This window comes from Arthrobacter sp. CJ23, assembly GCF_024741795.1.
Taxonomy (GTDB): Bacteria; Actinomycetota; Actinomycetes; order Actinomycetales; family Micrococcaceae; genus Arthrobacter.
Map to the genome: position 1 here is coordinate 2,787,709 of NZ_CP102950.1, position 25,736 is coordinate 2,813,444.

General features: G+C 63.2%; 27 protein-coding genes and 1 tRNA gene. 21 read left to right on the plus strand and 7 right to left on the minus strand.

Annotated elements, in window-relative coordinates; all coding sequences use genetic code 11:
• Window positions 1–133 precede the first annotated feature (133 nt).
• Window positions 134–1,627: a DUF4407 domain-containing protein gene (locus NVV90_RS12375; RefSeq protein WP_258437586.1), complete on the plus strand. Its 1,494-nt coding sequence runs from the start codon at window positions 134–136 to the stop codon at window positions 1,625–1,627.
• 337 nt (window positions 1,628–1,964) lie between these two features.
• Here NVV90_RS12375 and NVV90_RS12380 read toward each other — a convergent pair whose 3' ends face one another.
• A complete protein-coding gene (locus NVV90_RS12380; protein ID WP_258437587.1) occupies window positions 1,965–2,930 on the minus strand; it encodes a hypothetical protein in 966 nt (321 codons plus the stop codon).
• A gap of 146 nt (window positions 2,931–3,076) precedes the next feature.
• On the opposite strand from NVV90_RS12380, the gene NVV90_RS12385 reads away from it, so the two are divergent.
• The 14 genes from NVV90_RS12385 to NVV90_RS21095 all read left to right on the plus strand — a co-directional run bounded on the left by NVV90_RS12385 (window position 3,077) and on the right by NVV90_RS21095 (window position 13,247).
• Entirely contained in the window at window positions 3,077–3,382 is a 306-nt protein-coding gene (locus NVV90_RS12385; RefSeq protein ID WP_258437588.1) for a hypothetical protein, read from the plus strand.
• Between the two features lie 14 nt (window positions 3,383–3,396).
• On the plus strand, window positions 3,397–3,654 hold the full coding sequence (locus NVV90_RS12390; RefSeq protein WP_258437589.1) for a hypothetical protein: 258 nt from the start codon (window positions 3,397–3,399) through the stop codon (window positions 3,652–3,654).
• Window positions 3,647–3,841: a hypothetical protein gene (locus NVV90_RS12395; protein WP_258437590.1), complete on the plus strand. Its 195-nt coding sequence runs from the start codon at window positions 3,647–3,649 to the stop codon at window positions 3,839–3,841. Before NVV90_RS12390 ends, NVV90_RS12395 begins: the two co-directional genes overlap by 8 nt.
• An 88-nt stretch (window positions 3,842–3,929) precedes the next feature.
• The gene (locus NVV90_RS12400; RefSeq protein WP_258437591.1) at window positions 3,930–4,460 is read left to right on the plus strand and encodes a hypothetical protein; all 531 of its coding nucleotides are present in this window, start codon (window positions 3,930–3,932) and stop codon (window positions 4,458–4,460) included.
• Complete coding sequence (locus NVV90_RS12405; RefSeq protein ID WP_258437592.1) at window positions 4,457–4,654, plus strand: hypothetical protein; 198 nt, start codon at window positions 4,457–4,459, stop codon at window positions 4,652–4,654. Before NVV90_RS12400 ends, NVV90_RS12405 begins: the two co-directional genes overlap by 4 nt.
• A 195-nt stretch (window positions 4,655–4,849) precedes the next feature.
• Complete coding sequence (locus tag NVV90_RS12410) at window positions 4,850–5,062, plus strand: hypothetical protein (RefSeq protein ID WP_258437593.1); 213 nt, start codon at window positions 4,850–4,852, stop codon at window positions 5,060–5,062.
• Window positions 5,055–7,235: a type IV secretory system conjugative DNA transfer family protein gene (locus NVV90_RS12415; RefSeq protein WP_258437594.1), complete on the plus strand. Its 2,181-nt coding sequence runs from the start codon at window positions 5,055–5,057 to the stop codon at window positions 7,233–7,235. The genes NVV90_RS12410 and NVV90_RS12415 overlap by 8 nt, the downstream gene beginning before the upstream one ends.
• Window positions 7,232–8,206: a replication-relaxation family protein gene (locus NVV90_RS12420; RefSeq protein WP_258437595.1), complete on the plus strand. Its 975-nt coding sequence runs from the start codon at window positions 7,232–7,234 to the stop codon at window positions 8,204–8,206. The genes NVV90_RS12415 and NVV90_RS12420 overlap by 4 nt, the downstream gene beginning before the upstream one ends.
• A 49-nt stretch (window positions 8,207–8,255) precedes the next feature.
• Window positions 8,256–9,191: a site-specific DNA-methyltransferase gene (locus NVV90_RS12425; protein WP_258437596.1), complete on the plus strand. Its 936-nt coding sequence runs from the start codon at window positions 8,256–8,258 to the stop codon at window positions 9,189–9,191.
• Between the two features lie 92 nt (window positions 9,192–9,283).
• Window positions 9,284–9,589, plus strand: a complete 306-nt coding sequence (locus NVV90_RS12430; protein ID WP_258437597.1) for a hypothetical protein — start codon at window positions 9,284–9,286, stop codon at window positions 9,587–9,589.
• 91 nt (window positions 9,590–9,680) lie between these two features.
• Window positions 9,681–10,283, plus strand: coding sequence for an antirestriction protein ArdA (locus NVV90_RS12435; protein WP_258437598.1), 603 nt, complete (start codon window positions 9,681–9,683; stop codon window positions 10,281–10,283).
• Between the two features lie 102 nt (window positions 10,284–10,385).
• On the plus strand, window positions 10,386–10,766 hold the full coding sequence (locus NVV90_RS12440; protein WP_258437599.1) for a helix-turn-helix domain-containing protein: 381 nt from the start codon (window positions 10,386–10,388) through the stop codon (window positions 10,764–10,766).
• Window positions 10,767–10,791: 25 nt separating this feature from the next.
• On the plus strand, window positions 10,792–11,436 hold the full coding sequence (locus tag NVV90_RS12445; RefSeq protein ID WP_258437600.1) for an ImmA/IrrE family metallo-endopeptidase: 645 nt from the start codon (window positions 10,792–10,794) through the stop codon (window positions 11,434–11,436).
• Window positions 11,437–11,483: 47 nt separating this feature from the next.
• The gene (locus tag NVV90_RS21095) at window positions 11,484–13,247 is read left to right on the plus strand and encodes a recombinase family protein (RefSeq protein WP_396125401.1); all 1,764 of its coding nucleotides are present in this window, start codon (window positions 11,484–11,486) and stop codon (window positions 13,245–13,247) included.
• On the opposite strand, the gene NVV90_RS12455 is transcribed toward NVV90_RS21095, so the two are convergent.
• The 4 genes from NVV90_RS12455 to NVV90_RS12470 form a co-directional block, all read right to left on the minus strand.
• Window positions 13,204–13,279: transfer RNA gene (locus tag NVV90_RS12455), tRNA-Val, on the minus strand. The genes NVV90_RS21095 and NVV90_RS12455 overlap by 44 nt on opposite strands.
• Window positions 13,280–13,335: 56 nt before the next feature.
• Entirely contained in the window at window positions 13,336–14,292 is a 957-nt protein-coding gene (locus NVV90_RS12460) for an NAD-dependent protein deacetylase (protein ID WP_258437602.1), read from the minus strand.
• A 4-nt stretch (window positions 14,293–14,296) separates the two neighbouring features.
• Window positions 14,297–14,797 (minus strand): peroxiredoxin, encoded by a 501-nt coding sequence (locus NVV90_RS12465; protein ID WP_258437603.1) that lies wholly within the window; start codon window positions 14,795–14,797, stop codon window positions 14,297–14,299.
• Window positions 14,794–15,216: a DUF3052 domain-containing protein gene (locus NVV90_RS12470; protein WP_258437604.1), complete on the minus strand. Its 423-nt coding sequence runs from the start codon at window positions 15,214–15,216 to the stop codon at window positions 14,794–14,796. Before NVV90_RS12470 ends, NVV90_RS12465 begins: the two co-directional genes overlap by 4 nt.
• Window positions 15,217–15,600: 384 nt before the next feature.
• Here NVV90_RS12470 and aceE point away from each other — a divergent pair, with 384 nt between their 5' ends.
• From aceE to NVV90_RS12500, 6 genes are all read left to right on the plus strand, one after another.
• A complete protein-coding gene (aceE, locus tag NVV90_RS12475; protein WP_258437605.1) occupies window positions 15,601–18,369 on the plus strand; it encodes a pyruvate dehydrogenase (acetyl-transferring), homodimeric type in 2,769 nt (922 codons plus the stop codon).
• A gap of 181 nt (window positions 18,370–18,550) precedes the next feature.
• Window positions 18,551–19,795, plus strand: coding sequence for a CdaR family transcriptional regulator (locus NVV90_RS12480; RefSeq protein ID WP_258437606.1), 1,245 nt, complete (start codon window positions 18,551–18,553; stop codon window positions 19,793–19,795).
• A gap of 88 nt (window positions 19,796–19,883) precedes the next feature.
• The gene (locus tag NVV90_RS12485) at window positions 19,884–20,813 is read left to right on the plus strand and encodes an ACP S-malonyltransferase (protein WP_258437607.1); all 930 of its coding nucleotides are present in this window, start codon (window positions 19,884–19,886) and stop codon (window positions 20,811–20,813) included.
• Window positions 20,810–21,871, plus strand: coding sequence for a beta-ketoacyl-ACP synthase III (locus tag NVV90_RS12490; RefSeq protein WP_258437608.1), 1,062 nt, complete (start codon window positions 20,810–20,812; stop codon window positions 21,869–21,871). Before NVV90_RS12485 ends, NVV90_RS12490 begins: the two co-directional genes overlap by 4 nt.
• 148 nt (window positions 21,872–22,019) lie before the next feature.
• A complete protein-coding gene (locus NVV90_RS12495) occupies window positions 22,020–22,265 on the plus strand; it encodes an acyl carrier protein (RefSeq protein ID WP_011692310.1) in 246 nt (81 codons plus the stop codon).
• A 136-nt stretch (window positions 22,266–22,401) separates the two neighbouring features.
• Window positions 22,402–23,637, plus strand: coding sequence for a beta-ketoacyl synthase (locus NVV90_RS12500; protein WP_258437609.1), 1,236 nt, complete (start codon window positions 22,402–22,404; stop codon window positions 23,635–23,637).
• A 156-nt stretch (window positions 23,638–23,793) separates the two neighbouring features.
• Here NVV90_RS12500 and NVV90_RS12505 read toward each other — a convergent pair whose 3' ends face one another.
• Window positions 23,794–24,297: a DUF3145 domain-containing protein gene (locus tag NVV90_RS12505; protein WP_258437610.1), complete on the minus strand. Its 504-nt coding sequence runs from the start codon at window positions 24,295–24,297 to the stop codon at window positions 23,794–23,796.
• A 235-nt stretch (window positions 24,298–24,532) separates the two neighbouring features.
• Window positions 24,533–25,729, minus strand: coding sequence for a DNA-processing protein DprA (gene dprA, locus NVV90_RS12510; protein WP_258437611.1), 1,197 nt, complete (start codon window positions 25,727–25,729; stop codon window positions 24,533–24,535).
• Window positions 25,730–25,736: the final 7 nt, after the last annotated feature.

Consider the following 25,736-nt stretch of genomic DNA (forward strand, 5'->3'; position numbering starts at 1 on the left):
CTCGGGACCAGGCCACTCCGATGGGTATAGGGCGCGCAGGCCAAGTAGTCTGGGTGACTGGCTCGCTACACTCGCCGGGGGCGATCTAGTTCGACTAGATAAATGGGGCGTCGATCGGGCGAGTTACGTCGGTATGGGCAGTGCGCTTCTGCTTTCTGCCGCGATTGGGACTCTGTCTGTAACTTCCGCTTCGGCGATTATCTGGGATCTCCCTTGGTTCGCTTTAGCTGCCGTTGGCGGGGTCTACTTTTTCCTCATTCTTGGATTTGAACGGTGGTTGGTCACAGATCCTCGTGCAGGATTTCACGCGACTGCCTCTGACGGCGCTTTTACGATGGTATCTCGTTGGGCTGGTCACCTTATCGTTGAATTGATAAAAATCGCGCCACGATTAATTATCTCTATTATAACATCATTGCTATTTGCCGAAATCTTGCTTCTGACGGTTTTTGCGGCAGAGATTCAAGAGCAACTCAAGATAAATCAAGTAGCAGAAGAAGGCAGATGGAATACTAAGGTCGACGAACTCACAAACAAACTCTCAAGTGATTCAAAAGCCACGATTCAATCCGCTGACGACCGAAAGGTAAAACTTCAGGATAGCTTCAACAATGCTACAACTGCGATCAAGGCTGCAACGCAGCAGCGTGACGCGAGTATCGGCCAGGCTGCTGCACTAGGTGCCACAACAACCTGTTACCCATTTACATACACGTGGTACGACCTCGCCGGCGTAGCGCGGCAAGGGTGGGACGAGGGCTGTCCACCGGAAGTGAAGGCCGCCAACAGCGCATACGAGAACGCGATTGGGCCCTATCTGAATCTCAGCCAAGCCAGTGTGGATAGCGCCAAGCGAGCGATTGACACGGAGGAGGCGGTCATTAAGGCTCGCGCATATGTCGCAGGAGGGGCACGTGACGAGGCCAAGCAAGTCCTTCACGATTCCTTTCCCGATGTCTTGGGCTCGCCTGGTCTCCTCCTTCGGATGGGTGCCCTTGATCAGCTGACCCTGCCTCCGGCCCCCGGCTGCCACGCGTCACCTAGTTCAACCGCTAGTTCTCCGGCCAGCGGACCGGTTGAAAATGCGACGCCCGCGCCAGGATCGGCCCTAGGGGGCACCACTAATGAGTGCAATCCGTACTACTCAGATGGGGCTGCACGCCAGTCGCAGCTGTGGAGATGGATGATCTTCGCCTTCGAGGTCGCTCCAGTCGTTCTCAAGTTTGTGCGAGCGATCCTGCCCCGGACCGGTTACGCGGACATGATGAGTGCAGTTGATGACCGTGCCCATTCGTGGGCGCAAATTGTGCGTAATCGAGATAGATGGCGAAGGAAAGGCGAGGATCGCAGAGCGAAAGCAGAGATGCGGATGGCTGTGGAGGACGCTCTGACCGAGGCAGAGATACACGTTCGTGCCAATGCGCGAGCTCGCGAACGGTTCAGGCTTCGAACAATGTTCGATCGTTTTAATGCGGCAAATCGACCGGACCCGGCTGAGGGAGACTCAGGGTTGCCAGATTTGGTGGACCTGCTGGACACAGAAGACCAGTGGCAGCCTGGAGAGAAGCGCCATGACAATTCTCGAAACGCCCGTGTTATCGACGACGATTCTTTTCTATACGATTAGCAAGTGCGAATGATTTGTCGGCGTTTCATCTTGCATAGTAAATACTCCGAGATCTGGGTCTAAGGGAACCGCTAGTCACCCTTCTTGTAGTTCCCGATACCGGTTCCAACCACATCCGGGCTGAAAACACCACCCAGTAGCTCAACGAGGACCACCAATATCCCCGATTTGAAACGGTCCTTCCTCAATTTCCTACAACGCCAACGGAAGTCTAGTAGCCACGAAACTTTCGTCCGACCAAAAACGATCATTCGACGGAGCTGTTACAGAGATGACGTTCTCGACATGATGTTCTTCACGAAGAGCCAGATATGCCCGGGCTTCAGGGGTTTATTGGCTACCAACTCCATGCGATCCCGCTGAAAAGCCCGCCATGCACGTCGCGCAAACGCAGCGTGGCGATTCCGCGGCCGTCGAGTTGCGTGGCGTTGTATTCATTGGCCCCCGTCGGCCTGGCAAAGGGACTGACCTGCTCGAACTTCCAGAGACTGCGTGGCTTGTCACCCATGAACACCACCTGGATAGTAGTCAGCAGGGTTCGCTCGTGGAACGCCCGGCTGCCAAGCGAGATGGCCTCCTGTTCCTCGCCATCATCCTCAGGGTAGATGGTGAATCTGAGATCATAGACACCCTTGGCCATGGGTTCGGTTTTGGTGCGGGCTGCGTCAAGGTGCCAGAAGTGGTCGGCGTGGCCAGCGCCATCGACGGGGCGTGTGTTGACCTTGAAGTCCCCGCCGGCGTGCGGGTTGACCCAGCCGTCGTAGGATCGCCCGATCGTGACGTACTCCAGCCCCTCGACCATGTTGGCGAAGCGGAAGTACTCGCAGGTCTCCTTCCATTTCCGGTTTTCAATGATGATCAAAGTACTGGCGGCTTCGTAGATGATGCCGCCATGCATCTCCGGCACATGCAGCACCAGAGGCGACTGCGGGTAGGTGCCGGTGACGAGTCGGGAGTGCAGGTGCTTCAGCGCTGGCTCCTCCCGGTCGGCGACTGTCTCGGTTCCGCGCCCGATCCTGACCCCATGGACCTTCCGCCGCTCCAGGATCGAATTCGTCGTCTCGGTCTCCTCGCTCAAGGCGAAAACGTCCAGCAACAGCGAGGCCTCGTCGTCCGGGAGTGAGTAGATAGCGGAGAGGAACCTGCTCTTGAGTCGCTCGTAGGTGTCGTCCAAGGACCGCCGCAGCACTTCATCAACGATGGCTGCTTTGTAGAGGCGACGCTGTGTAAAGCCCTCGTTCTTGCGCAGCCACGCCAGCTCTCCCGCCAGCGACGCTGCGTCATCCGGATCCAGGTCAGCCATCCGTTGCCTCCCTATGGGTTCACCGCGCCGGGATGCGCGTTTTCCAACTTTATTCCAACTTTCAGAGCGCTCTTCGGGGCGCTCTTAGCGTTGAGACATCCCCGGGAACACGGGGAAGTTTTCAACCAGTAGTAAGGACCATATTCATGTCGAACCTCATCCCACGCCCGACCAATCAGGGACTGTCTCAGGCGCCCGAGGGCTTCAGCCGCTCAGAGGGCAAGACCTTGCAGCGGGCACAGAATGCCGAGGTGGCCCGCGGCCTGGTCAGCGGTACTCGCGTGGCTGCCGCCGGCTACGTCGCCGCCGCGGGGATGCAGCTGACCGGCATGCTCAGCCGTGAAGCGGCGTTCCTTGCCGATGGGGATCCTCGCACTGCAGAGCGGTTGAACTTCATCGCCGACAGTTTCGCGGAAGGTGCGGCGCACGAAGTGCGCCGCATGCTGCGCTAGGGAGGTGTGCAACCATGAAAGCCTTCCGTTTCCCTCCGCTGCTTGGCCGGGAGAATAGCGCACGCTCAATCCCCGAACATGAGGCCGCCGCGCACTACTTCATTGCTCAAGCGACCCAGCTGGTCAATGACCTAGAACAGCTGGCCAATGCCGTGCAGGTGACCCATCCGGCCACGGCCCGCCATGTGCGGCTTTTGTCGCAGCAGTACGCCAGCCTAGCGGTGACTGCAGTCCAGACCTGGCCCGAGGCGGTGTCTTCTCGTCATGAATAGTCTCGTCTGGTCGATCATTCTGGTGCTCAGCATCATCGCTCTGACTGTCATTGCCTACTTCGTGGCGGCCTCGGTGGACAGTATCACCGAGTATCGTCGGGCCAAGGCCGAGGCGGACGCCGCCGTTGAGCGGCTGCAGCATCAGCATCGTGAGGCGCTGCGGCACATGCGCTCTCGCCGCGGATAACTGGGCCGCTTACTCCGGCAACTTCTTGGGACGTTCCGTCCCGTCCTTGTCTTCCTTTTGAGATGCCTCCAGAGAGGGGTCATTTGTCATGCCCAAAAACATCAGCGAGCTGGAGCTGACCCAGGCTCGTTCCCGGCTGAGTCGGTGGATGCTTGGCTTCGCCAACGCGACGGCGGATGAGCTCGGCTTCGGCTGGCAGCCGACACCGATCGCACCGAACACCTACAAGGGCCTGAAAGCAGCCTTCGAACTGTCCATGCAAGATGGTCGGCCTCTGCCGGTGTCGAGTGAGAACTCGACCGGCGTGGTGTTCACGGATCCCCAAGTGAATTACGCCTTCCGCTTCGCTCATGACTGCCACCACGTCATGCTCGGCCTCAGTTTCTCATCCCGGGATGAGTTTGCTCTGGCCCGGTGGCAGATGGTGATGCTGGCCGAGGCCGGCTTTACCGAGAAGGACCTGGAGTGGCAGCTCTTCTATGCCGACGCCATGGGCCAGGTCCTCTACTACGCCCTGACCAAGCAGTTCGTGTCCGACCAGCTGCGCTTCGCCCTGGAATGCACCAGGCACGGCGTGGAGCAGGGACTGGCCCTGGAGATGGCCAGGAACGCCGTATGAGCGAGCAGAACCCAAAGTCCTGGTTCGACCGGGCCATCGGGGCGTGCATGTCGATCCTGCTGGCCGCCGTGGCGTTGTGGTGCGCCACGCAGGTCATCCAGTCGATGCTGCCATTCATCATCATCGCGGTAGGGGGCATCGCGCTCGTTTGGGGCGGCTGGGCCATCATCAGGTTCTTCCGCGACCGCTACTAAGTCCACCCATTTCATGTAATAAATCCCGTTGCCCTAATGCGGGAGATCACCAGTTCCTGCCGGTGTTGTGTTTTATACAAAAGCCCTTGCTCATTGCATTTATGCAACGCATAGTATGGCGCAGACCTTTGCATAAATGCAAAGGCTGCTATTACTTCACAGGCCACAACACCGGCAGGAAGGAGGGAAACCATTATGACCAATTCACCAAAATCGCGGCCTCGCCGTCTGAGTAAGCCCAAGCGTCGCATCGTCGTTACCGGCGTGCAGCGCGAGCGCCCGGATCTGCGCAAGCTGGGCCGGGCTGCCATTGCCCTGGCACAGGCCGCCGCCGAACGGGAAGCACAAGCTACCCACGAGGCACGCGCTACCTCGGTACCACCACGGGAGGAATCGCCCCGTGACTAATAGCCGCCGCCAACTCCTCCAACGTCTGGCGTGGCAGCGCATCCACTGGCCGCAGCCTCTGGAAGACATCCACATCATCCGGCTCCTTCGGGCCTGGTCGGCCCAGACGCACGCCCCGCTCCTCATCCTCGAGGCGAGGGCCAGCCGCGAAGGCCTCCGCTATCTCATCGGTTCCCAGCAGCGCTTCAGCAAGGTCACCCGACGGGACGTGGAGAAGCTCGTTCCCGGGGCCATCGTCGTCGAGAACGACTCGCCCCGCACGGCGACGACCTCTGCCGGCCGGGTGACCCTGCACCCCAGCTCCCAACCTCTCCAGGCGGCGGATGCCGATGGTTCCACCCGCACTATCCTCAACGCCCTGACCGCAGTGACAGGCAGGGAAGAGCTGGTTATCCAACTCGTTCTCGGACCACGTGTGCCACCACGCCTGACTCCGGCCAACGTTCCTGAAGTCAACCAGTCGCTCAGCTCCGTCCTTCTCACAGGGACTGCCCGCGAGCGCCGCAGTGATGTGCGCCGGGGGCTCACGAGCAAGCGTGCTGAGGGCGGGTTTGTGGCGCTGGTGCGGATTGGCGTGCATGCTCGTGACGAGGCTCGTGCCCACACGCTGACTCGCAATCTGGTCAATGCTCTGAGGGGCTTGACGGCCCCGGGGATGCGGCTGCGGTTTCGTCCCGAATCTGTGCAGCGGATCTACAGACCGGTGACCACTTGGCCGATGTTGCTGCCGTTGGGTCAGCATCTGACGGTTGCGGAGGTGGGGCAGCTGAGCGCTTGGCCGCTGACCGAGAAGGACAGTCTCTATCCTGGTCAGCCGCCGGCGCATCCTCGCCAGATTCGGCCTTCGTTTGAGGCGAAGGAGGAGGACCGTGTGGTGGCGGAAGCTACCGCTCCGGGTGCGGAAGGGAAGTCGTTGGGCCTCTCCATGGAGGACAGTACCCGGCACTTTTGGACGATGGGACCGACGGGGGTGGGCAAGTCCTCGCTCCTGCTGAATCTTCTCATTCAGGACATGGAAGCCGGACGAGGAGTGGTCGTGGTGGAGCCGAAGGACCTTATCAAGGACCTGCTGAGCCATATTCCCAAAGAGCGTCTGCAGGATGTTGTCATCCTTGATGCCCTGGATGGTGAGGCCGTGGTCGGGATGAACCCACTTAGTTTGCATGGGCGCCGTCCTGCGCTGGTGGCCGATCAACTCTTCGCTACCTTTCAGGCAATCTACGGTGATGCGCTCGGGCCTCGTAGTTCGGACATTCTCCGTAATAGCCTGTTCGCTTTGGCGAGCAGTGGTGAAGGCACCTTGGCGCAGCTGCCATTCCTGCTCACGAACAGGGCCTTCAGGGCCAGGATCGTGCAGTCGGTTGCTGCCGCCGATCCTCTGGTGGCCGGACCGTTCTGGCATTGGTTCGAGAACCTCTCCCCCGAGGCTGCCGCCCAGGTGACGGCGCCGCTCATGAACAAGCTGCGACCGCTGATGAGCCAGCAGCTCCGGCATGTGCTGGCTCAGGGACAGCCGCGCTTCAACCTGCGGCAGGTCCTCACTGAGCAGAAGATCCTGCTGGTGCCGCTCCAGAAGGGTGAGCTTGGCCCGGAGGCAGCCCAGCTACTGGGGGCTCTCGTGGTCGCTGAATTGTGGGCAGCTCTCCAAGAACGAACCGCTATCGCGCGGAAGGATCGGCACCCGATCACGGTCGTGCTCGATGAGGTGCAGGAATACCTGCGGCTTCCGACGGATCTTGGTGATGCGCTGGCGCTCTCGAGGAGCTTGAAGGCGTCGTTCCATGTGGCGCATCAGTTCCTGGATCAATTGCCGAGTTCGATGCGCACGGCTTTTGAGGCGAACTGTCGTTCTCGGGTGTTCTTTCAGCTCGCTCCGCGCGACGCCAGGGCTGCCGCCGACATGGCCCCTGGATTGGAGCCGGAGGACTTCATGGCTCTGCCTGCCAGGCACGTCTACGCACAGCTCGTTCACGACGGCGCGGTGACGGAATGGGCCTCCGGCCGGACACAAGACACGTCCAAGTCGACTTCCCCGCCTGAGGTAGTCAAAAAGGCCAGCCGTACCGGCTACGGCGTTCCGGTCAAGGACATCGAGGTTTCCTTCCGCGTCGCCGTCCTTACTGAACCTGAACCCCCTTCCAACTCCAATCGCCGCCGAAGGAGCCAATCGTGAGTGAGCTGCATGCACTACCGCTCGGCTACCCGCCCGTGCTGGACTCCCCAACGGCATTGCCCCAGGTCAGCGGCAAATCTGCTGGAGTACGGGAGACGAAAAGTGGGAACCTGTCGCTTCCCGCAACTCACGTCGCATCGAGGGTGAGCAGGAAGAGGTTGCAGACTCTGGCGACGAATCTGAGCGAGCGGGACCTGGCCATCCTAAGCAGCGTGGACCAGTTTCGCTTCGTCACCGGATCCCAGCTGATGGCCTTCCATTTCGCCGCCCACGCCAGTCCCGTCTCAGCCGAACGTACCTGTCGAAGGGTATTGGCCCGACTACGCGAACTTCGGGTTCTCGGCGTGCTCGAGCAGCGCATCGGTGGTGTCCGAGCCGGATCTGACGGACTCGTCTACTACGTGAATACCGTAGGCGACCGCGTCCTCCGACAGGAAAACCCAGCCCGGACCCGCCGCCGAGTGGGAGACCCCTCAACGAGGTTCCTCGACCATACCCTGGCCACTACCGGCCTGGCGGCCCAGCTGCAGGACCGAGTCCGGGAACACGGCGCGGAGATCGTGCGCCTCGCCGCTGAACCGGCCGCCCACCGCCACTACACCGACCTCCTTGGCACACCACAGGTCATCAAGCCTGATCTTGAGGTCGAGCTGGCGGCAGTGGCCGGCGATGAGGATGTCGCTGCCTTTTTCGTTGAAGTCGACTTGGGGCACGAAAGCATTCCCACGCTGGTGGGCAAGTGCCTGGCCTATGAGAGTTACCGGCAGAGCGGAGAAGAGCAGCGCCGGTACGGCGGTTTTCCGGTGATTGTGTGGGCCATGACCGCGACGAGACAGGCCGTTGTTCAGCGACGCCAACGGGACCTCGCCCGGGCGCTGGAACGGAACCCGAGAATCGATTCCCGCGCTTATCGGATCTTTGCACTGTCGGCTGCCGCGGACGGACTCCTGAGGGAGGCTCACCATGGCTGATCCTCGCAACCAGATCCTCATAGGAGATGCCCTCACTAGGCTGCGAATCTTGGAATCGGAATCGATCGACATGTGCCTGACCAGCCCACCGTACTTCCGGCTACGAAACTACGAGGCAGACGGGCAGATTGGGATGGAACTTACGGCAGAACAGTGGGCCAAAAGCCTTCATGCCATAGCTCAGGAAATCCGCCGTGTCCTCACACCCACTGGGACACTTTGGCTCAACCTCGGCGACAGCTATGCCGCCCATCCAGCCCAAGGAGCGTCCAAGAAGAGCCTCATGCTCGCCCCGGAACGCGTCGCCCGGCTCCTCATCGCAGACGGCTGGATTCTCAGAAACAAGATCGTCTGGGGCAAACCCAACCCAATGCCGTCGCGTTCCCAGGACCGCCTTACCGCTGCCCACGAAGTCATCTACGTCTTCGCCAAGCAACCCCGCTACTTCTTCGACCTGGATGCCATCCGCCTTCCGCACCTGACGAAACCAGGGAAACCACCCTTGGCTCGCACACGAAGGCCGAACCGCCCAAGCTGGCGCGGCCCGAACAGCTCAACCGTCGGAGGACTGGCTACGCTCTCGGCTCAAGGGCGGGTTGGCCACCCGCTCGGGAAGAACCCCACCGATCTCTGGATCATCCCGACCGTCCGCGGCTACGGCGGCCACCACGCAGCTTTTCCGAAGGTGCTCGCCGAGCGGGCAATCTTGGCCGGCTGTCCTGAGCGCCGCTGCACGCACTGTCATGCCGCCTGGCGCCGACCCATCCGGAAGCTGGGTTCGACCGCCGTCCGGCTCGCCCTCCAACCAACGTGTGCCCATAGTGACGCTTACGAGCCGGGCATTGTCCTCGACCCGTTCATGGGCAGCGGCACCACCGCAGTCGTCGCCGAGAAGCACCAGCGCGACTGGCTTGGCATCGAACTCAACCACAAATTTGCCCTGATCGCCGACCGGAGGATCAAGGAATCGCGCGGCAGCCCGTAGTCGCACGCGGCTGGCAACTCGTCGGTGTTGTGCGGCTGGTGACCAGGGTTCCATCCAGGAGTCCCGCCAGTCGCTTGCACCGAGGAGTTGTCATGACAACACCCACCAATGATGCCCAAGCCAACGTCAAGAAGCTGGGCATCCAGCTCGAACCCGACATGCACGCCCAGCTGACGCTCATCGCTCAGCTGCAGGGCAGCACCCTCACCGACGAAATCCGCAAAGCCCTGACCGCCCACGTGGCATCGGTCAAGGCTGGCGGCGACCTGGCAACCCATGCCGAGGCCGCCATGGCAGAAATCGAACGTGACGCCGCCGCCCGTCGTGAGGCCATCTCCAGCCTGTTCGGTACACCGACACAGGCCAGCGACAAGCCTCACCCAGCGCGTACCCGGTAGTCCGAGTCACCAGGCAGGGGCAGCGTTGAGGCACCCGTCTCCGCTGTCCCTGCCCATCAACCAAAAGCCATCCTCGGAAAGGAGGAACACCATGAACCACGAACCCGCCCCAACGACCCCTGAGGCAGCCGCCAGCCCGGAACGCGAAGCCACCGAAGCGAAATCACCAGCAATCTACGTCGCGTCCCTCGCCGACTATGTCAACGGAAAGCTCCATGGCACCTGGATCGACGCCACTATCGGTGCCGGAGCCATCCACCAGAAAATCCAGGCCATGCTCGCAGCCTCCAAAGAACCCGCACCAGAGGAATGGGCGATCCACGACTACAAAGACTTCGACCCCCTCAGACTGTCTGAGTTCTCCGACATCGATCGGGTGGCCGCCATCGCCGAGCACATCAAGAAGTACGGGCCAGCGTTTGCATCTTGGCTCGATTTCACGGACTTCGGCCCCGCAGATTGGCACTACTTCACCGAGGCCTACCTCGGCGAGTACGAAGACATCGAGGCCTATGTCGAACACGTCATTGATGACCTCGACTACGAGACCGTCCTCGACGAACGGCTACCCGAGTCGCTACGAGGCTACGTGAGGATCAGCAAAGCCGCCATGGCCCGAGACCTTCAAGCCAACGGAAGTATCTTCACCGTCCGCGCCGGAAATTCCATTCATGTTTTCAACGCCAGAATATAGCCCAGCCTACGCTTCGTTGACAGATATGGGCGTTGTGGAATTCGCTTAACTCATTGCATAAATGCAAAGGCCCGCTCATAATCCAACTCGGAGAAAATGCAAATGAAACATCAAGAATATTCCGGAATCGGAAATGCCATACGAGCCAGGCGTGACGAGCTTGGCATATCGGCGGCTGAACTCGCGCGACGGGTCGGCGTGTACCCATCGTCCATCACCCGACTCGAGGCTGGAGAGGTCGGCGGCCGGCTCAACAACATCCGCGACATCGCAGCAGCGCTCAAGATGCCCTTGACGGAGCTCCTAGCCGAGTCCCACGTCATTGACGAACACGACCTTCCTCAACTCACCCCGTACCTAAGGACCAAATACAAGAACATGCCCGAAGCGGCCGTGAAAGAGATCGAGCGCCACTTCCAGGAAGTCGCCAAACGCCACGGCATCTCCCCGAACAGCGGCCCATCACTTGGCCAAGACGAATAGCTAACACCTCATGAAAGGAGGACCCATGACACTACTACCTTCTACCACCATCACCGAGCGGAGCGTCCTGTCGAGCCTCCGCTCACTCATCCCGAACCGCACTGTCACCGAACCGGAAGAAGCACTGCGAGTTGCCGAGTGGCAAGCCATGAGACTGCTCCAGCTCCACGACATTACCGACGGGCCAATCCCCGTCGAACTGATCGGGGAACTCCCAAAAGTTCGCATCGAATACGTCGAACTACCCGTATCTGGAGCGGCCTTCTGGGACGAAAACTCCTGGGTCATCCAACTCAACAGGCACGAAAGCTGGACCCGTCAGCGCTTCACCCTGGCTCACGAATACAAACACATCATCGACCACAACCATGCTGACCGGCTCTACACCGGAACAACCTGGACTACGCCGCAGGAACAAGCCGAACGCGCAGCAGACCACTTCGCTGGATGCCTGCTCATACCCAAGCCGCTGCTCAAGAGAGTGTTTTTCGGCGGCATGCAATCCACCCGCGAACTGGCTGAGTACTTCAACGTCTCCGAAGCTTCCATCCGGTTCCGCCTCATCGCCACCGGCCTGATCGACCGCCCCCAACGCTGCGCCGGTGCAAGCATGCCACTCAACCGGGACTGGCAGCACCAAACGAATCAATCCCGACTATTAGGAGCCTGACCGCAATGAACCAAACAGAAGTGTCCGACCACGTCAGCGTGCAAGAGATGGAACAGGCTCTTGGACTCGGGAAGTACGCCCAGAGCCGCGCATCCACCCGATCATCCAAGGGGGCTGCAGTATCCTACCTTCGTGTTTCCACCCAGCGGCAGACCGAGACAGCCACTGACATCGACAAAGATGGAAACAGCATTGCAACTCAACGTGACCTGACCAGGAACTTGGCCAAGGAACTTGGTGTCCCAATTCTCAAGGAATTTGTTGATCCAGGAAAATCCGCAAAGTCGATTGAAAACCGACCAGAATTCAAAGAGCTCCTTGAATTCGTGCGCGAAAACCGCGAGATAAAATATGTGCTGGTCTACATGCGGCACCGAGCCTTCCGCAACAGCCTTGAGGCAACTCTAACTAAGCACATGCTCAAAGGGATGGGCGTCAAAATTCGAAGCGTCAAAGATGACTTTGGAGAGGGTCCTGACGCCGAAGCCATGGAGGGGATGACCGACATCTTCAACGAGCTCCAAGTGAAGAAGGGCGGCCACGACATCCGCGATAAGCTCCTTCACAAAGTACAGCGAGGTGGAACCGTTGGCCGAGCGCGCATTGGCTACCTCAATACTCGCAAGGAAATAGACGGCCACCTCGTCAATACCATTGATGTGGATCCAATCCGTGGTCCGCTGGTGCGGTGGGGATTCCAGGCCTACGCCACGGGGGAATTCTCGATCATGCAACTCGTCGAGGAACTGGAACTTCAAGGTCTGACAACCCGGCCAACGAAGCGATGGGCCGAAAAGGCCGTATCGGATAGCCAGCTCGGCGAGATCCTGCGAGACCCGTACTACGCCGGCTTCATTCGCTACAAAGGCGAGCTCTACAAGGGGCGGCACGAATCCCTCGTCTCGCCAGATCTCTTCCTCACCGTTCAGTCGGTCCTTGAGATACGGGCTCGACGAACTCAACGGGACCGCATATTCAGCCACTACCTTCGAGGGATGCTCGCCTGTCAAAAGTGTCACGACCGTGGATATTCTCGGCGCCTAGTGTATGCCGAGGCAAAAGGCAACGGCGGTACCTACGAATACTTCCTTTGCACCGGGCGTATGGATATCGGATGCACGCTCGGATCGCTGCCCGTTCAAGACGTTGAGGCCGCTATCGCTGAACACATGGCTAGCTACTCCCTCTCGACAGAGATAAGCACCGAACTCCGGGCTGCCTTCAAAGTCATTCTTGAAGAATCAGAAGATGCTAGAAAGGCTCAATCAGCAAGTTACCGCAAGCAGCTCAAGTCCCTTGCTGTACGAGAGGAAAACCTTCTGAATCTTGCCGCTGATGGAGCCTTCGACAGCACTAGGCTCCGAGCCAAACTCAAAGACCTCGCGTTGGAGCAGGCGGCCATCCAAGACCGGCTGAGTACCACCGACGAGTCTATTGAGCGAGGAGTTGCCACGGGCCTTCTCTACACAGCCCTACTTGAAAGCCCAGGAGAGTTCTATTGCAATGCACCCGATACCGAGCGCCGACGAATTCTGGACGCCTTCTTTTCCGATATTCGTATCGGTCGAGAGGACGTATCTGGCGATGCACTGGCAGAAGGCGTTCCACACCCGTCTGCGTCCCTCATTGCTCAGTTCGGAACAGTAGCCCCAGAACCAAAAAGTCACCCCCGACAAAAGGCCGGGGATGACTCTCAAGGAGACGATACTGCCACGTCAACTTTGTATTCTATTACCACTGGGTGTCTTGGTTTGCACAAGACTATCTTGGTGGGTCCTACCGGGATCGAACCGATGACATCCACGGTGTAAACGTGGCGCTCTACCAGCTGAGCTAAAGACCCAGGATGCTGCCTTCCGCACCTCAGCGCTTCGACCAACGAACATAGACTCTACCTGATCAAGCGCCGGAAACACCAATCGGCGGCGCGGGCGGCTCCAGATCGGGCAATTCGCGTGCCAGCCAGGTCAGGGCACCGCTGACGCCGGCCTCAAGTTTGAGGGTGGCGAATTCATCGCCGCGGGTGGTTCCCCTGTTGATGATGACCACCGGCTTGCCGACCTTGGAGGCGTGGCGCACGAACCTCAGGCCGCTCATGACGGTCAGTGACGAGCCCGCCACCAGCAGGGCCCCGGCCGCGTCCACCATGGAGTAGGCGCGCTCAACACGATCCTTGGGCACGTTTTCGCCGAAGTACACGAAATCGGGCTTCAGCACTCCGCCGCAGACGGGGCAGACGGCCATGACGAATGAGCTGATGAGCCCGGGGTCCTCCACGGTGGCATCGGCGTCCGGCGCCATCTCGATAATTCCGCCCGCCAGGGCCGCCTCGAGGTAGCCGGGGTTGATCTCCTCAAGGATGGAGGCGATGAGCTTGCGAGTGAAGACGTGCCCGTTGTCCATGCAAACCACGTGGTCGAACCTGCCGTGCAGGTCCACCACGTTGACGCTTCCGGCGTCCTCGTGGAGCCGGTCCACATTTTGCGTGATGAGGCCGCTCAGGAGGCCGCGGCGTTCCAGCTGCGCGACGGCAATGTGCCCGGCGTTGGGATCGGCGTGCCGGAGGTGGGCCCAGCCGATGTGGTTCCGGGCCCAGTAGCGGCGGCGGTTGGCGGGACTCCCGATGAACTCCTGGTAGGTCATGGGGTTCCGGGGAGCCGAACCGGGGCCGCGGTAGTCGGGGATCCCCGAGTCCGTGCTCAGGCCGGCGCCGGTGAGCAGCGCGAGGGGCAGCCCGCCCAGGATGGCGCCCGCCTCCCGGACAGCGTCGAGTTCTTCGAGTCCGAGTGGTTCCGCGGCGGCCGGCGGCCTGCTGGCAAATCCAGTCAGGCCGACCCCCGGCCGCTGCGGCATCATGGGGCTAGTTCTCCCCGAGCCCGGCCAACACCTGGCGGTACTCGGCCAGATCGCGGGCCTGCCCGCGGGGGTTCACCACGACGTACCGGATGATCCCGGCGGCATCGATGATGAAGGTGCCGCGCAGGGCCATGCCGCTGCCGGCGTCGAACACCCCGTATTTTTCGGCCACGGCCCCATGCGGCCAGAAATCCGCCAGGAGGTCGAACTCATAGCCTTCCTTGTCCGCGTAGGCGCGGACCGTGAACTTGCTGTCCACGGAGACGGCCAGAACCGTCGCGTTGGCGTCCTGGAAGACGGCCAGGTTGTCCCGGATCTCGCACAGCTCCCCCGTGCAGATACCGGAAAACGCGAACGGGTAGAAGACCACGACGACGTTGCGTCCCCGCAGGGAGGACAGGCGGACCGGTTCACCGAACTGGTTGACCAGCTCAAAGTCGGGGGCCTCCTGCCCCGGCTGCGGGACGGCCGCCGTCGCGGCAGCCGCCTGCCGGACTGCAGTCACTTGTTCTTCTTCCGCGCCACAAGGCGCGTGGCGCTCCAGTCCTTGGACACCCCTGCGGAGGTGGTGAGGTGCAGGCCTGCCGTGGGTGCGGCGTCCTGGATGTCTGCCGGGGAAACGTAGTTGTCACGGCCGGACTTGGGGGTTAGGACCCAGACGACCCCGCCTTCCGTCAGCGTGGTCAGCGAATCAACCAGGGCATCCACAAGGTCGCCGTCGCCGTCACGCCACCAGAAAATAACGGCGTCTACAACTTCGTGGTCGTCTTCATCCAGTAACTCGGAACCCGTGACGTCTTCAATATCGTCACGCAGGTCCATGTCGACGTCGTCGTCGTAACCGAGTTCCTGGATCAGATCCCCGTCCTTGAAACCCAATCGTTCCGCCACATTTACCGATGTCGCGGCGTCGGCCTCGCTCACGTTTCCTCCTCTTGAAGTGACTTCGATTACTACCAGCCAACACCCTTTGGGCGTGTGCTTCAAGCCATTGTCCCTGCCATGGGCCATATTCCGCACCACCACAGGCTGTTCCCCTGCAAGTCGGGGCCGTGCCCATGGTCACACATCTGGCCCCACTGTGACATACAACGCCCCGGCCGGCACCGCGGCTACGCATCGCGGCGCCGTCGAAGCTAGAGTGGCCATGAGCGCTTTGGCTGCAGGGCAACAGCCCCAGGAATACTACTGCGCAGCCATACGCTCACCATAAGACCTGCCCGGCGCATCTGACCGGGCTGTTGAAACCGAGATGTCGCACACGACGCGTTCATGCCGGGCAGATACCCTGCCGGACCTGAGGCGCCGATGGATGCGCCTAAAGAGAGGTTGGACGTGGCTGCAGGAGAAGAGACCTCCCATATCCTCAGCGGGTTGACTGCCCAGCTGCCTGATCGTGATCCGGAAGAGACCGCGGAGTGGATCGAGTCCCTGGATGCGTTGATCCAGGAGCAGGGCACGGAGCGTGCCCAGTACATCATGCGCAGCCTGCTGCAGCGGGCCGGTGCCCGTTCGGTGGGCGTGCCGATGGTGACCACCACGGACTACGTGAACACGATCCCGGTGGACCAGGAAGCGCCGTTCCCCGGGAACGAGGAGTACGAGCGCCGCTACCGGGCGTACATGCGCTGGAACGCGGCGGTCATGGTGCACCGGGCCCAGCGGGCCGACATCGGCGTGGGCGGGCACATCTCGACCTATGCCGGGGCCGCGACCCTGTACGAGGTCGGCTTCAACCACTTCTTCCGCGGCAAGGACCACGCCACGGGCGGGGACCAGGTCTTCTTCCAGGGCCATGCCTCCCCCGGCATGTACGCCCGGGCGTTCATGGAGGGCCGGCTTTCGGAGGAGGACCTGGACGGCTTCCGGCAGGAGAAGTCCAAGGAAGGCCACGCCCTGTCCTCCTACCCGCACCCGCGGCTGATGCCCGGGTTCTGGGAGTTCCCCACGGTGTCCATGGGCATCGGCCCGATGAACGCGATCTACCAGGCCCAGTCCAACCGCTACCTGGCCGACCGGGGCATCAAGGACACCTCCGGCCAGCAGGTCTGGGCGTTCCTGGGCGACGGCGAGATGGACGAGCCCGAGTCCCGCGGCCTGCTCCAGCTCGCCGCGAACGAGAACCTGGACAACCTGAACTTCGTCATCAACTGCAACCTCCAGCGCCTGGACGGCCCGGTCCGGGGCAACGGCAAGATCATGCAGGAACTGGAGGCGTTCTTCCGCGGCGCGGGCTGGAACGTGATCAAGGTCGTCTGGGGCCGGGAATGGGATGCCCTGCTCGAGAAGGACCAGGACGGCTCCCTGGTGCAGATCATGAACGAGACCGTGGACGGGGACTACCAGACCTACAAGGCCGAGTCCGGCGGCTTCGTCCGCGAGCACTTCTTCGGCAAGACCCCGCAGACCAAGGACATGGTCGCGGACCTGTCCGACGAGCAGATCTGGCAGCTCAAGCGCGGCGGCCACGACTACCGCAAGGTCTACGCCGCGTACAAGGCCGCCACCGAGTTCAAGGGCAAGCCCACCGTCATCCTCGCCAAGACCGTCAAGGGCTACGGCCTCGGACCCCACTTCGAGGGACGCAACGCGACCCACCAGATGAAGAAGCTCACCATGGAGGACCTCAAGGCCTTCCGTGACCACCTGCGCATCCCCATCACGGACGAGCAGCTGGACGCCGACCTCTACCGGCCGCCGTACTACCACCCCGGCATGGACGCCCCGGAAATCAAGTACATGATGGAACGCCGCGCCGAGCTGGGCGGTTTCGTCCCGGAACGCCGCAGCAACCACGCCACCGTGGCCCTGCCCGAGGAGAAGTCCTACGAGGTCTCCAAGCGCGGTTCGGGCAAGCAGCAGGCCGCCACCACCATGGCCTTCGTGCGCCTGCTCAAGGACCTGATGCGGGACAAGAACTTCGGCAAGCGCTTCGTGCCCGTGGTTCCGGATGAGTCGCGGACCTTCGGGATGGACGCGTTCTTCCCCACCGCGAAGATCTACAACCCCAAGGGACAGAACTACCTCTCCGTGGACCGCGACCTCGTCCTGGCCTACAAGGAATCCCCCCTGGGCCAGCTCATCCACCCCGGCATCAACGAAGCCGGCGCCGTCGCGGCCTTCACCGCCGCCGGCACCGCCTACGCCACCCACGGCGAACCCCTGGTCCCGATCTACGTGTTCTACTCCATGTTCGGCTTCCAGCGCACCGGCGACGCCTTCTGGGCCGCCGCGGACCAGATGACCCGCGGCTTCATCATCGGCGCCACCGCAGGACGGACCACCCTCACCGGCGAAGGACTCCAGCACGCCGACGGCCACTCCCCCCTGCTCGCCTCCACCAACCCGGCCGTCCTCACCTACGACCCCGCCTACGGCTACGAAATCGGCCACATCATCCGCGACGGCCTCGAACGCATGTACGGGCCCGCCTCCGGAGACCGGAACCTCATGTACTACCTCACCGTGTACAACGAGCCGATCACCCAGCCCAAGGAGCCGGAGAACCTGGACCTGGAAGGCGTGCTCAAGGGCATCTACCTGCTGGCCCCGGCCAAGACCGAAGGCCCCCGCGCCCAGCTCCTGGCCTCCGGCGTGTCCGTGCCCTGGGCCCTGGACGCCCAGGCCATCCTCGCCAACGACTGGGGCGTCTCGGCCGACGTCTGGTCCGTGACCTCCTGGAACGAACTGCGCCGCGACGGCCTCGCCGCCGAGGAAGAGGCCTTCCTCAACCCCGGCGCCCCGGCCCGGACCCCCTTCGTGGCCCGGCAGCTCGCCGGCGCCACCGGACCCGTCGTGGCCGTCTCGGACTACATGAAGGCCGTCCCGGACCAGATCCGCCAGTTCCTCCCGAACGAGTTCGCCTCCCTCGGCGCGGACGGCTTCGGCTTCTCCGACACCCGCCAGGCAGCCCGCCGCTTCTTCAAGAACGACACCCACTCCATCGTCGTGAAGACCCTGCAGCTCCTGGCCCGCCGCGGCGAAGTGGACGCACAGGCACCGGCACAGGCCATCGAGAAGTACCGTCTCCTCGATGTCAACGCCGGCACCACCGGCGGCTCGGGCGGCGACGCCTAAGCACCAAGGACCCATCGCCCTGGCGATACTCCACGACGGCGGCCTCCACCACACGGTGGGGGCCGCCGTCGGGCTTTTAACTTCCCTGCCGGATGCCCGGCACGGCGGGTGACACACGACAAAGGAAGTTGTAGCCTTCGCACAAATGGAGCTTGCCGGTGATGGGCCGTATGCTCGTTCCATGGCAGAGCCCTCAGAGACCCCCGCGAAGCGCAAAGCGCCGTCGCGTGCATTGACGCCGGAAAAGGCGGTGACGCTGAAACAGCTCCGCGCCAATGTGGGCCAGCTGTCCACCACCATCATGCGCCAGCTGGAGAAGTCGCTGCCCTGGTACAGCCGCCTCAGCTCCGATGAACGCTCGGCGCTCGGCTTGGTGGCCCAGAACGGCATCGCCGCCTTCGTGACCTGGTACGAGCGGCCGAGTTCACCGTCGTGGATCCTCACGGACGTCTTCGGCAATGCCCCCACGGAGTTGACGCGCTCCATCAGCCTGCAGAAGGCGCTCCAGCTGATCCGGATTGTGGTGGAGGTTGTGGAGGACCAGGTGCCGGTGATCGCGCCGGAATCGGACCAGCCCTCGCTGCGCGAGGCCGTGCTGCGGTATTCGCGCGAGGTGGCTTTCGCCGCCGCCGATGTCTATGCGCGTGCAGCCGAGTCCCGGGGTTCCTGGGACACGCGGCTTGAGGCCCTCATTGTCGATGCCATCCTGCGCGGAGAGAACACCGACGCCTTGCGCTCCAGGATCGCGGCGCTCGGCTGGAAGGCACAGGAGAGGTTCACCGTGATGGTGGGCAACTCGCCGTCGGAACCCAGTGCCAGCTATGTCAGCGAGCTGCGCCGCACCGCGGGACGCTATGCCGAGGACGCGCTGGTGGGCATCCAGGGAGACCGGCTGATCCTCATCCTGGGCGGCGTGCAGGACCGCGACACGGCGTATGTGAAGCTAAGTGAATTGTTTGCCCCGGGCGCCGTGGTGTACGGGCCTGAGGCCGGTTCACTGCTGGAGGCAAGCAGTTCCGCTCAGGCGGCGTTCGCGGGCCTCACCGCCGCGAAGGCCTGGCCGTCCGCCCCCCGCCCCGTGGCGGCCGACGATCTCCTGCCGGAGCGGGTGGTGTCGGGCGACGACGCCGCCCGTCGCTCACTCGTGAAGAACATCTACCGGCCGCTGCTGGCCGCCTCCAACGGACTGGTGGAAACGCTGGGGACGTACCTGGAACTGGGCCATTCGCTCGAGGCAACCGCCCGTGAACTGTTCGTCCATGCGAACACGGTGCGCTACCGTTTGAAGCGCGTCTGCGATGTCACCGGATGGGATCCGCTGCTGCCGCGGGAGGCTTTTGTCCTCCAAACGGCGCTGGTGGTGGGAAGGCTTTCGGCCCAGCCGAAGGCCTCGTCCGAACGACACGGATCACGTTCACAGAACTGAACCGTTGTAGACTTCCTACAAACTGACCCAGTGAGCTTGGTGTACGAAAACACCGGTGGATCACGTGGCAATTTGGAAAGCTGGATACGTGCTTGCAATCGTCTGCCCTGGACAGGGCTCCCAGACCCCTGGTTTTTTGGCCCCCTGGCTGGAACTGCCTTCCGCGGAGGGCCATCTGGCCGCCCTGAGCGAGATCGCAGGCATTGATCTCAAGGCCCACGGCACCACCTCGGATGAAGAGACCATCAAGGACACCGCCGTCGCGCAGCCCCTGATCGTCGCGGCAGGCCTTGTGGCCGCCAAGTCGCTGTTCGACGTCGAGCTCAGCACGCTGCCCGTGGTTCTTGCCGGGCACTCCGTCGGTGAAATCACGGCCTCGGCCCTGGCTGGCGTGCTCAGCGAGGCCGAAGCCATGACCTTCGTCCGGGAGCGTGCCAACAGCATGGCCGCCGCGGCCGCCGTCACGCCGACCGGCATGAGCGCCGTGGTCGGCGGCGACCCCGCAGAGGTCCTGGCCGCCATCGAGGCTGCCGGTGCCACTCCCGCCAACGTCAACGGTGCTGGCCAGACCGTCGCCGCAGGCACCTTCGAACAGCTCAAGGCCCTGGCCGAGAACCCGCCGGCAAAGGCCCGTGTGATCCCGCTCAAGGTCGCAGGCGCCTTCCACACCTCGCACATGGCACCGGCCGTGAGCGCCCTGGAAGCACTGCAGCCGTCCCTGAAGCCGCATGACCCGGCCGTCCCTCTGCTGTCCAACTTCGACGGCAAGGAAGTCAGCGCCGGTGCTGCCGCCGTCGAGAGCCTGATCGCCCAGGTCTCCCGCCCCGTCCGCTGGGATCTCTGCATGGAGACCCTGGTGCAGCGCGGTGTAACCGGCCTGATCGAGCTGGCCCCGGCCGGCACCCTCGCCGGGCTCGCCAAGCGCGGCATGCCCGGCGTCAAGACCGTCGCTGTCAAGACCCCGGACGACCTCTCCGCGGCCCTGGCACTCTTCGCCGAACTGGAGGGACAGGCATGAGCACTCCCGTACTCAAGCAGGCACCAATCAACGCACACTCGCGCATCGTCGGCATCGGGGCGTACCGCCCGGATGTGATCGTCACCAACGACGACGTCTGCCAGTGGATCGATTCCTCCGATGAATGGATCCGCCAGCGCACCGGCATCGTGACCCGGCACCGCGCCGCCGCCAACGTCAGCGTGATCGACATGGCCGAAGGCGCAGCCCGCGAGGCACTCAAGCACGCCGGCATCGAAGCGTCCCAGCTGGGTGCCGTCATCGTCTCCACCGTGACCCACCCGTTTGCCACGCCGTCCGCTGCCGCCGCCCTCACCGACCGTTTGGGCGCGACGCCGGCACCCGCCTTCGACATCTCCGCCGCCTGCGCGGGCTACTGCTACGGCGTGGCCCAAGGCGACGCCCTGGTGCGCTCCGGCGCTGCCGAGTATGTCCTGGTGGTCGGCGCCGAGAAGCTCTCGGATGTCATCGACAACCACGAGCGCACCATCTCCTTCCTTCTCGGCGATGGCGCCGGCGCCGTGGTGATCGGTCCGTCCGACACGCCCGGCATCGCTCCCTCCGTGTGGGGTTCCGACGGCAGCAAGTGGGACGCCATCGGCATGACGCACTCGCTCGACGACGTCCGCGCACTCGGCGAGTCCGCCCGCCACTCCGACGAGTCGGACGACCAGGCGATCCTTGAGGCCGCGCAGGATGTTTGGCCGACGCTGCGCCAGGACGGCCAGACGGTCTTCCGCTGGGCCGTGTGGGAGATGGCAAAGGTTGCCCAGCAGGCCCTGGATGCCGCGGGCGTCGAGGCCTCGGACCTGGCCGCCTTTGTCCCGCACCAGGCCAACATGCGGATCATCGACGAGATGGTCAAGAAGCTGAAGCTCCCGGAAACAGTGGTGGTGGCACGCGACATCGCCGAGTCCGGCAACACTTCGGCAGCGTCCATCCCGCTGGCCACGCACCGCCTGCTCCAGGAAAACCCGGAGCTCAGCGGTGGCCTGTCCCTGCAGATCGGCTTCGGCGCCGGCCTGGTCTTCGGCGCGCAGGTAGTGGTGCTGCCGTAGCGGTCCAGCGCTTACCGCACTGGCTTGCTGCACAACTGGACCGGCCCCGCGGCCGCCAGCCAACTGAATATGACTTTGAGACACAAGCCGCATCCGTGGTTTGAACCGTTTCCGGCAGCAGCCGGCACAACAAGAAAAGGAGCCAACAATGGCTAGCAACGAAGAAATCCTGGCCGGCCTGGCTGAAATCGTGAACGAAGAGACCGGCCTGGCCACCGAGGCTGTGGAGCTGGACAAGTCCTTCACCGAGGACCTGGACATCGACTCCATCTCCATGATGACCATCGTGGTCAACGCTGAAGAGAAGTTCGGCGTCCGCATCCCGGACGAAGAGGTCAAGAACCTCAAGACCGTCGGCGACGCCGTCAGCTTCATCGCAAACGCCCAGGCCTAGTCCTGGTTCCAGCTGTGCCGGACCCGGGTGGTGAACCCTCCCGGGCCCGGCACAGCCGCAATACCGCCCAAAGATTTTCCTGCCGCCCCTGCGAAGAACCGTAGCAGGGCCGGCTGATCCGACAGAGAGTGATCGCATGGCACGCAAAGTAGTCATAACCGGTCTGGGGGCCACCACTCCCATCGGCGGCGACGTACCCACAATGTGGAAGAACGCGCTGAAAGGGGTCTCCGGTGCCCACACGCTCGAAGACGAGTGGGTGGCCAAGTACGAGCTCCCCGTCCACTTTGCTGCCCGGTGCTCCACGCCGGCGCTGGATGTCCTGAGCCGCGTCGAGGCCAAGCGCATGGACCCGTCCACGCAGTTCGGCGTCATCGCGGCGCGCGAAGCCTGGGCTGATTCCGGCATCACCGAGGTTGACCACGACCGCCTTGCCGTGGCCTTCGCCACCGGCATCGGCGGCGTCTGGACGCTCCTGGATGCCTGGGACACGCTCAAGGAAAAGGGCCCCCGCCGGGTCCTGCCCATGACGGTTCCGATGCTCATGCCCAACGGCGTGGCCGCAGCCGTCAGCCTTGACCTCGGCGCCCGTGCCGGCGCGCACACCCCGGTGTCCGCCTGCGCTTCCGGCACCGAGGCCCTGCACCTGGGCCTGGAGCTCATCCGCTCCGGCAAGGCCGACGTTGTGATGTGCGGTGGCGCCGAGGCCGCCATCCACCCCATGCCGCTGGCTGCCTTCTCGTCGATGCAGGCGCTCTCGCGCCGCAACGACGAGCCCGAGCGCGCGTCCCGCCCGTACGACATCGACCGCGACGGTTTCGTCATGGGTGAAGGTGCCGGCGCCTTGGTGCTCGAGGCCGAGGAACACGCCCTTGCCCGTGGCGCCCGCATCTATGCCGAACTTGCAGGCACCTCGGTCACTGCCGACGCCTACCACATCACCGCCCCGGACCCGCAGGGCCTGGGCGCCACCCGTGCGCTCAAGGCTGCCATGTTCGATGGCCGCATCCAGGCCGAGGACGTGGTGCACGTGAACGCGCATGCAACCTCCACCCCCGTTGGCGACAAGCCCGAGTACACGGCGCTGCGCGCCGCCCTGGGCGCCCACGTGGACAACGTGGCGGTCTCCGCCACCAAATCGCAGATGGGGCACCTGCTGGGCGCCTCCGGCGCCGTTGAGGCCGTGCTCACGGTCCTCGCGGTGTACGAGCGCAAGGCTCCGGTGACGATCAACCTTGAGAACCAGGATCCGGAGATCCCGCTCGACGTCGTGACGTCCGTGCGTGATCTGCCCGCCGGTGACATCGTGGCGCTGAGCAACTCGTTCGGTTTCGGCGGCCACAACGCCGTCATCGCCGTCCGCAACGTCTAGCCGCAGGCACCGTCGGCGCCGGACCGGAGACACGCAAAGAGGATGGCCCCACCGTTTGGTGGGGCCATCCTCTTTTGCTGTTTGCTATGGGGTTTAGCTTGCTACGGGTCTTGCTTGGTGCGATTAGGGGGCTTGCTGCTGTTGCGGAATTTGGCGCTAGCCGACCTGGTGGAGCCAGCGCACCGGGGCGCCCTCGGCGGCGTGCCGGAACGGCTCGAGTTCCTCGTCCCAGGCCTCGCCCAAGGCCAGTGAAAGCTCGTGGTAGACGGCGGAGGGATCGCCGGCGCCGGATTCATAGGCATAGCGGATGCGGTCCTCGGTAACCATGATGTTGCCGTGGACGTCCGTGACGGCGTGGAAGATGCCGAGATCGGGGGTGTGCGACCAGCGCGCACCGTCCACTCCCTGGCTGGGTTCCTCCGTGACCTCATAGCGCAGGTGGGCCCAGCCACGCAGCGATGAAGCAAGCTGCGCCCCGGTACCCGGTGCGCCTGTCCACGACAACTCCGCCCGGTACATTCCGGGTGCAGCAGGTTGAGCGGTCCACTCAAGATCGGTCCGCTTGTCCACGACCGATCCGATGGCCCACTCAACGTGAGGGCACAACGCGGTAGGGGCCGAGTGAACAAACAAAACACCACGGGTCATTGCAACAGACATTCCATCCTCCATAGCTGTAGGTACGTCTTCCCCAACGACCTCTGCCTGGATGGTGCTTGTTGCCCCTGGGTGCCACGGATTCCCGGTGGTCCCTGCCGGACTATTAAGTTGGTGCCGCGGAAGCTTCAAGTAGGACTTGAAAGTTCCGCGGTATTGCTTTCATTTTGCCGTACGATCCTGAAATATGCCAGTGCGATTATGTACTGTTCATTTCCGGCCCGCATCAGCCACGCAATCAACCGTCCTTGGACCTCTTCCAGGCGCCGCGCTCGGACGCAGCCAGGCCGAGCAGGCCCAGACGGCCCAGTCCCGCCCGGACTGCTTCGGGGCTGAGCCCTGCCACGACGGCGAGCTTGTCCACGGAGCTCGTGGAGCGCAGCGGAAGGGCATCGAGCAGGATCAGGTCCTCGAGCGTGAGTCCGTCGTGCGCGGCCGCAAGCCCTTCCTGTTCCGCGGGCAGCTCCTCGCCACTGGCCCCGGCAAGCTCGGCGATCTCCCCCACATCGGTAACGCACACAGCGCCTCCATCCCGGAGCAGCCGGTGGCAGCCGGCGGAATTGGCACTGTGTATCGAACCGGGAACCGCGCCAACAGCCCGGCCGATCGTTTCCGCGTGGTGCGCCGTGTTCAAGGCGCCGGAGCGCCAGCGCGCCTCGACCACCACCGTGACGCCAGCCAGCGCGGCAATGAGCCTGTTGCGCTGGAGAAACCTGTACCTGGTGGGGGCCGAGCCGGGAGGCACCTCGGCGAGCACCGCACCCTGGTTGGCCACCGCCCGCAGCAGGTCCTCGTTGCCGGAAGGATAGAAGCGGTCCACGCCCCCTGCCATGACTGCGATGGTGGGCATCGGGCCGGTGCCGCCGCTCAAGGCCCCGCGGTGCGCGTGGGCATCAATGCCGTACGCGCCGCCGGAGACCACCGTGTACCCGCGTTGTCCCAGCCCATGGGCGAAGTCGCCTGTGACGGAGGCGCCGTAGCTGGTGCTGTCCCGGGAACCCACCAGCGCGATGGTGCGCCTGGCTGGCGGAATCTCCACCTCGCTGCCGCGCCACCAGAGGCACAGAGGCTCCTGGATGCCGAGGTCCGACAGCTGGACGGGCCAGAGCTCGTCGCCGGGGACGATCATCCTGCCGCCCAGCCGCTTCATGGTGGCCAGGTCCCGCTCGGGAGCCAGATCGGCCACCCGGGGCGCCCAACGCTTCAGGGACGCCGTGATCCCGGGCCATGAACCGGTTCCGTCACCGGCGAGCAAGGCAGTGATTTCCTGTTCGAGCTCCGGGCCGGCCTTCAACTGGCCCGTCGCGATGCGCAGGCCGTCGACGGCTCCTGCCGCCTGGACGAGCGCCAGGCCTGCCGCGTCCTGTGGCTCCATGAGCCGCGACAGGGCTGCCCGGGCCAGGCGTTTGGTGTCCGTTGTGGCCTGCGTGTTCATGGTGCTT

Excerpts from the sequence above, each read along its gene's own strand:
- NVV90_RS12405 (WP_258437592.1), top strand. The coding sequence starts at position 4,457 with ATGAGCGAGCAGAACCCAAAGTCCTGGTTCGACCGGGCCATCGGGGCG.
- NVV90_RS12460 (WP_258437602.1), bottom strand. The coding sequence starts at position 14,292 with ATGATGCCGCAGCGGCCGGGGGTCGGCCTGACTGGATTTGCCAGCAGG.
- NVV90_RS12440 (WP_258437599.1), top strand. The coding sequence starts at position 10,386 with ATGAAACATCAAGAATATTCCGGAATCGGAAATGCCATACGAGCCAGG.
- NVV90_RS12490 (WP_258437608.1), top strand. The coding sequence starts at position 20,810 with ATGAGCACTCCCGTACTCAAGCAGGCACCAATCAACGCACACTCGCGC.
- NVV90_RS12385 (WP_258437588.1), top strand. The coding sequence starts at position 3,077 with ATGTCGAACCTCATCCCACGCCCGACCAATCAGGGACTGTCTCAGGCG.
- NVV90_RS12480 (WP_258437606.1), top strand. The coding sequence starts at position 18,551 with ATGGCAGAGCCCTCAGAGACCCCCGCGAAGCGCAAAGCGCCGTCGCGT.
- NVV90_RS12395 (WP_258437590.1), top strand. The coding sequence starts at position 3,647 with ATGAATAGTCTCGTCTGGTCGATCATTCTGGTGCTCAGCATCATCGCT.
- NVV90_RS12380 (WP_258437587.1), bottom strand. The coding sequence starts at position 2,930 with ATGGCTGACCTGGATCCGGATGACGCAGCGTCGCTGGCGGGAGAGCTG.
- NVV90_RS12445 (WP_258437600.1), top strand. The coding sequence starts at position 10,792 with ATGACACTACTACCTTCTACCACCATCACCGAGCGGAGCGTCCTGTCG.
- NVV90_RS12390 (WP_258437589.1), top strand. The coding sequence starts at position 3,397 with ATGAAAGCCTTCCGTTTCCCTCCGCTGCTTGGCCGGGAGAATAGCGCA.
- NVV90_RS12435 (WP_258437598.1), top strand. The coding sequence starts at position 9,681 with ATGAACCACGAACCCGCCCCAACGACCCCTGAGGCAGCCGCCAGCCCG.
- NVV90_RS12375 (WP_258437586.1), top strand. The coding sequence starts at position 134 with ATGGGCAGTGCGCTTCTGCTTTCTGCCGCGATTGGGACTCTGTCTGTA.
- NVV90_RS21095 (WP_396125401.1), top strand. The coding sequence starts at position 11,484 with ATGGAACAGGCTCTTGGACTCGGGAAGTACGCCCAGAGCCGCGCATCC.
- NVV90_RS12430 (WP_258437597.1), top strand. The coding sequence starts at position 9,284 with ATGACAACACCCACCAATGATGCCCAAGCCAACGTCAAGAAGCTGGGC.
- aceE (WP_258437605.1), top strand. The coding sequence starts at position 15,601 with ATGGATGCGCCTAAAGAGAGGTTGGACGTGGCTGCAGGAGAAGAGACC.
- NVV90_RS12500 (WP_258437609.1), top strand. The coding sequence starts at position 22,402 with ATGGCACGCAAAGTAGTCATAACCGGTCTGGGGGCCACCACTCCCATC.
- NVV90_RS12410 (WP_258437593.1), top strand. The coding sequence starts at position 4,850 with ATGACCAATTCACCAAAATCGCGGCCTCGCCGTCTGAGTAAGCCCAAG.
- dprA (WP_258437611.1), bottom strand. The coding sequence starts at position 25,729 with ATGAACACGCAGGCCACAACGGACACCAAACGCCTGGCCCGGGCAGCC.
- NVV90_RS12505 (WP_258437610.1), bottom strand. The coding sequence starts at position 24,297 with ATGTCTGTTGCAATGACCCGTGGTGTTTTGTTTGTTCACTCGGCCCCT.
- NVV90_RS12400 (WP_258437591.1), top strand. The coding sequence starts at position 3,930 with ATGCCCAAAAACATCAGCGAGCTGGAGCTGACCCAGGCTCGTTCCCGG.
- NVV90_RS12495 (WP_011692310.1), top strand. The coding sequence starts at position 22,020 with ATGGCTAGCAACGAAGAAATCCTGGCCGGCCTGGCTGAAATCGTGAAC.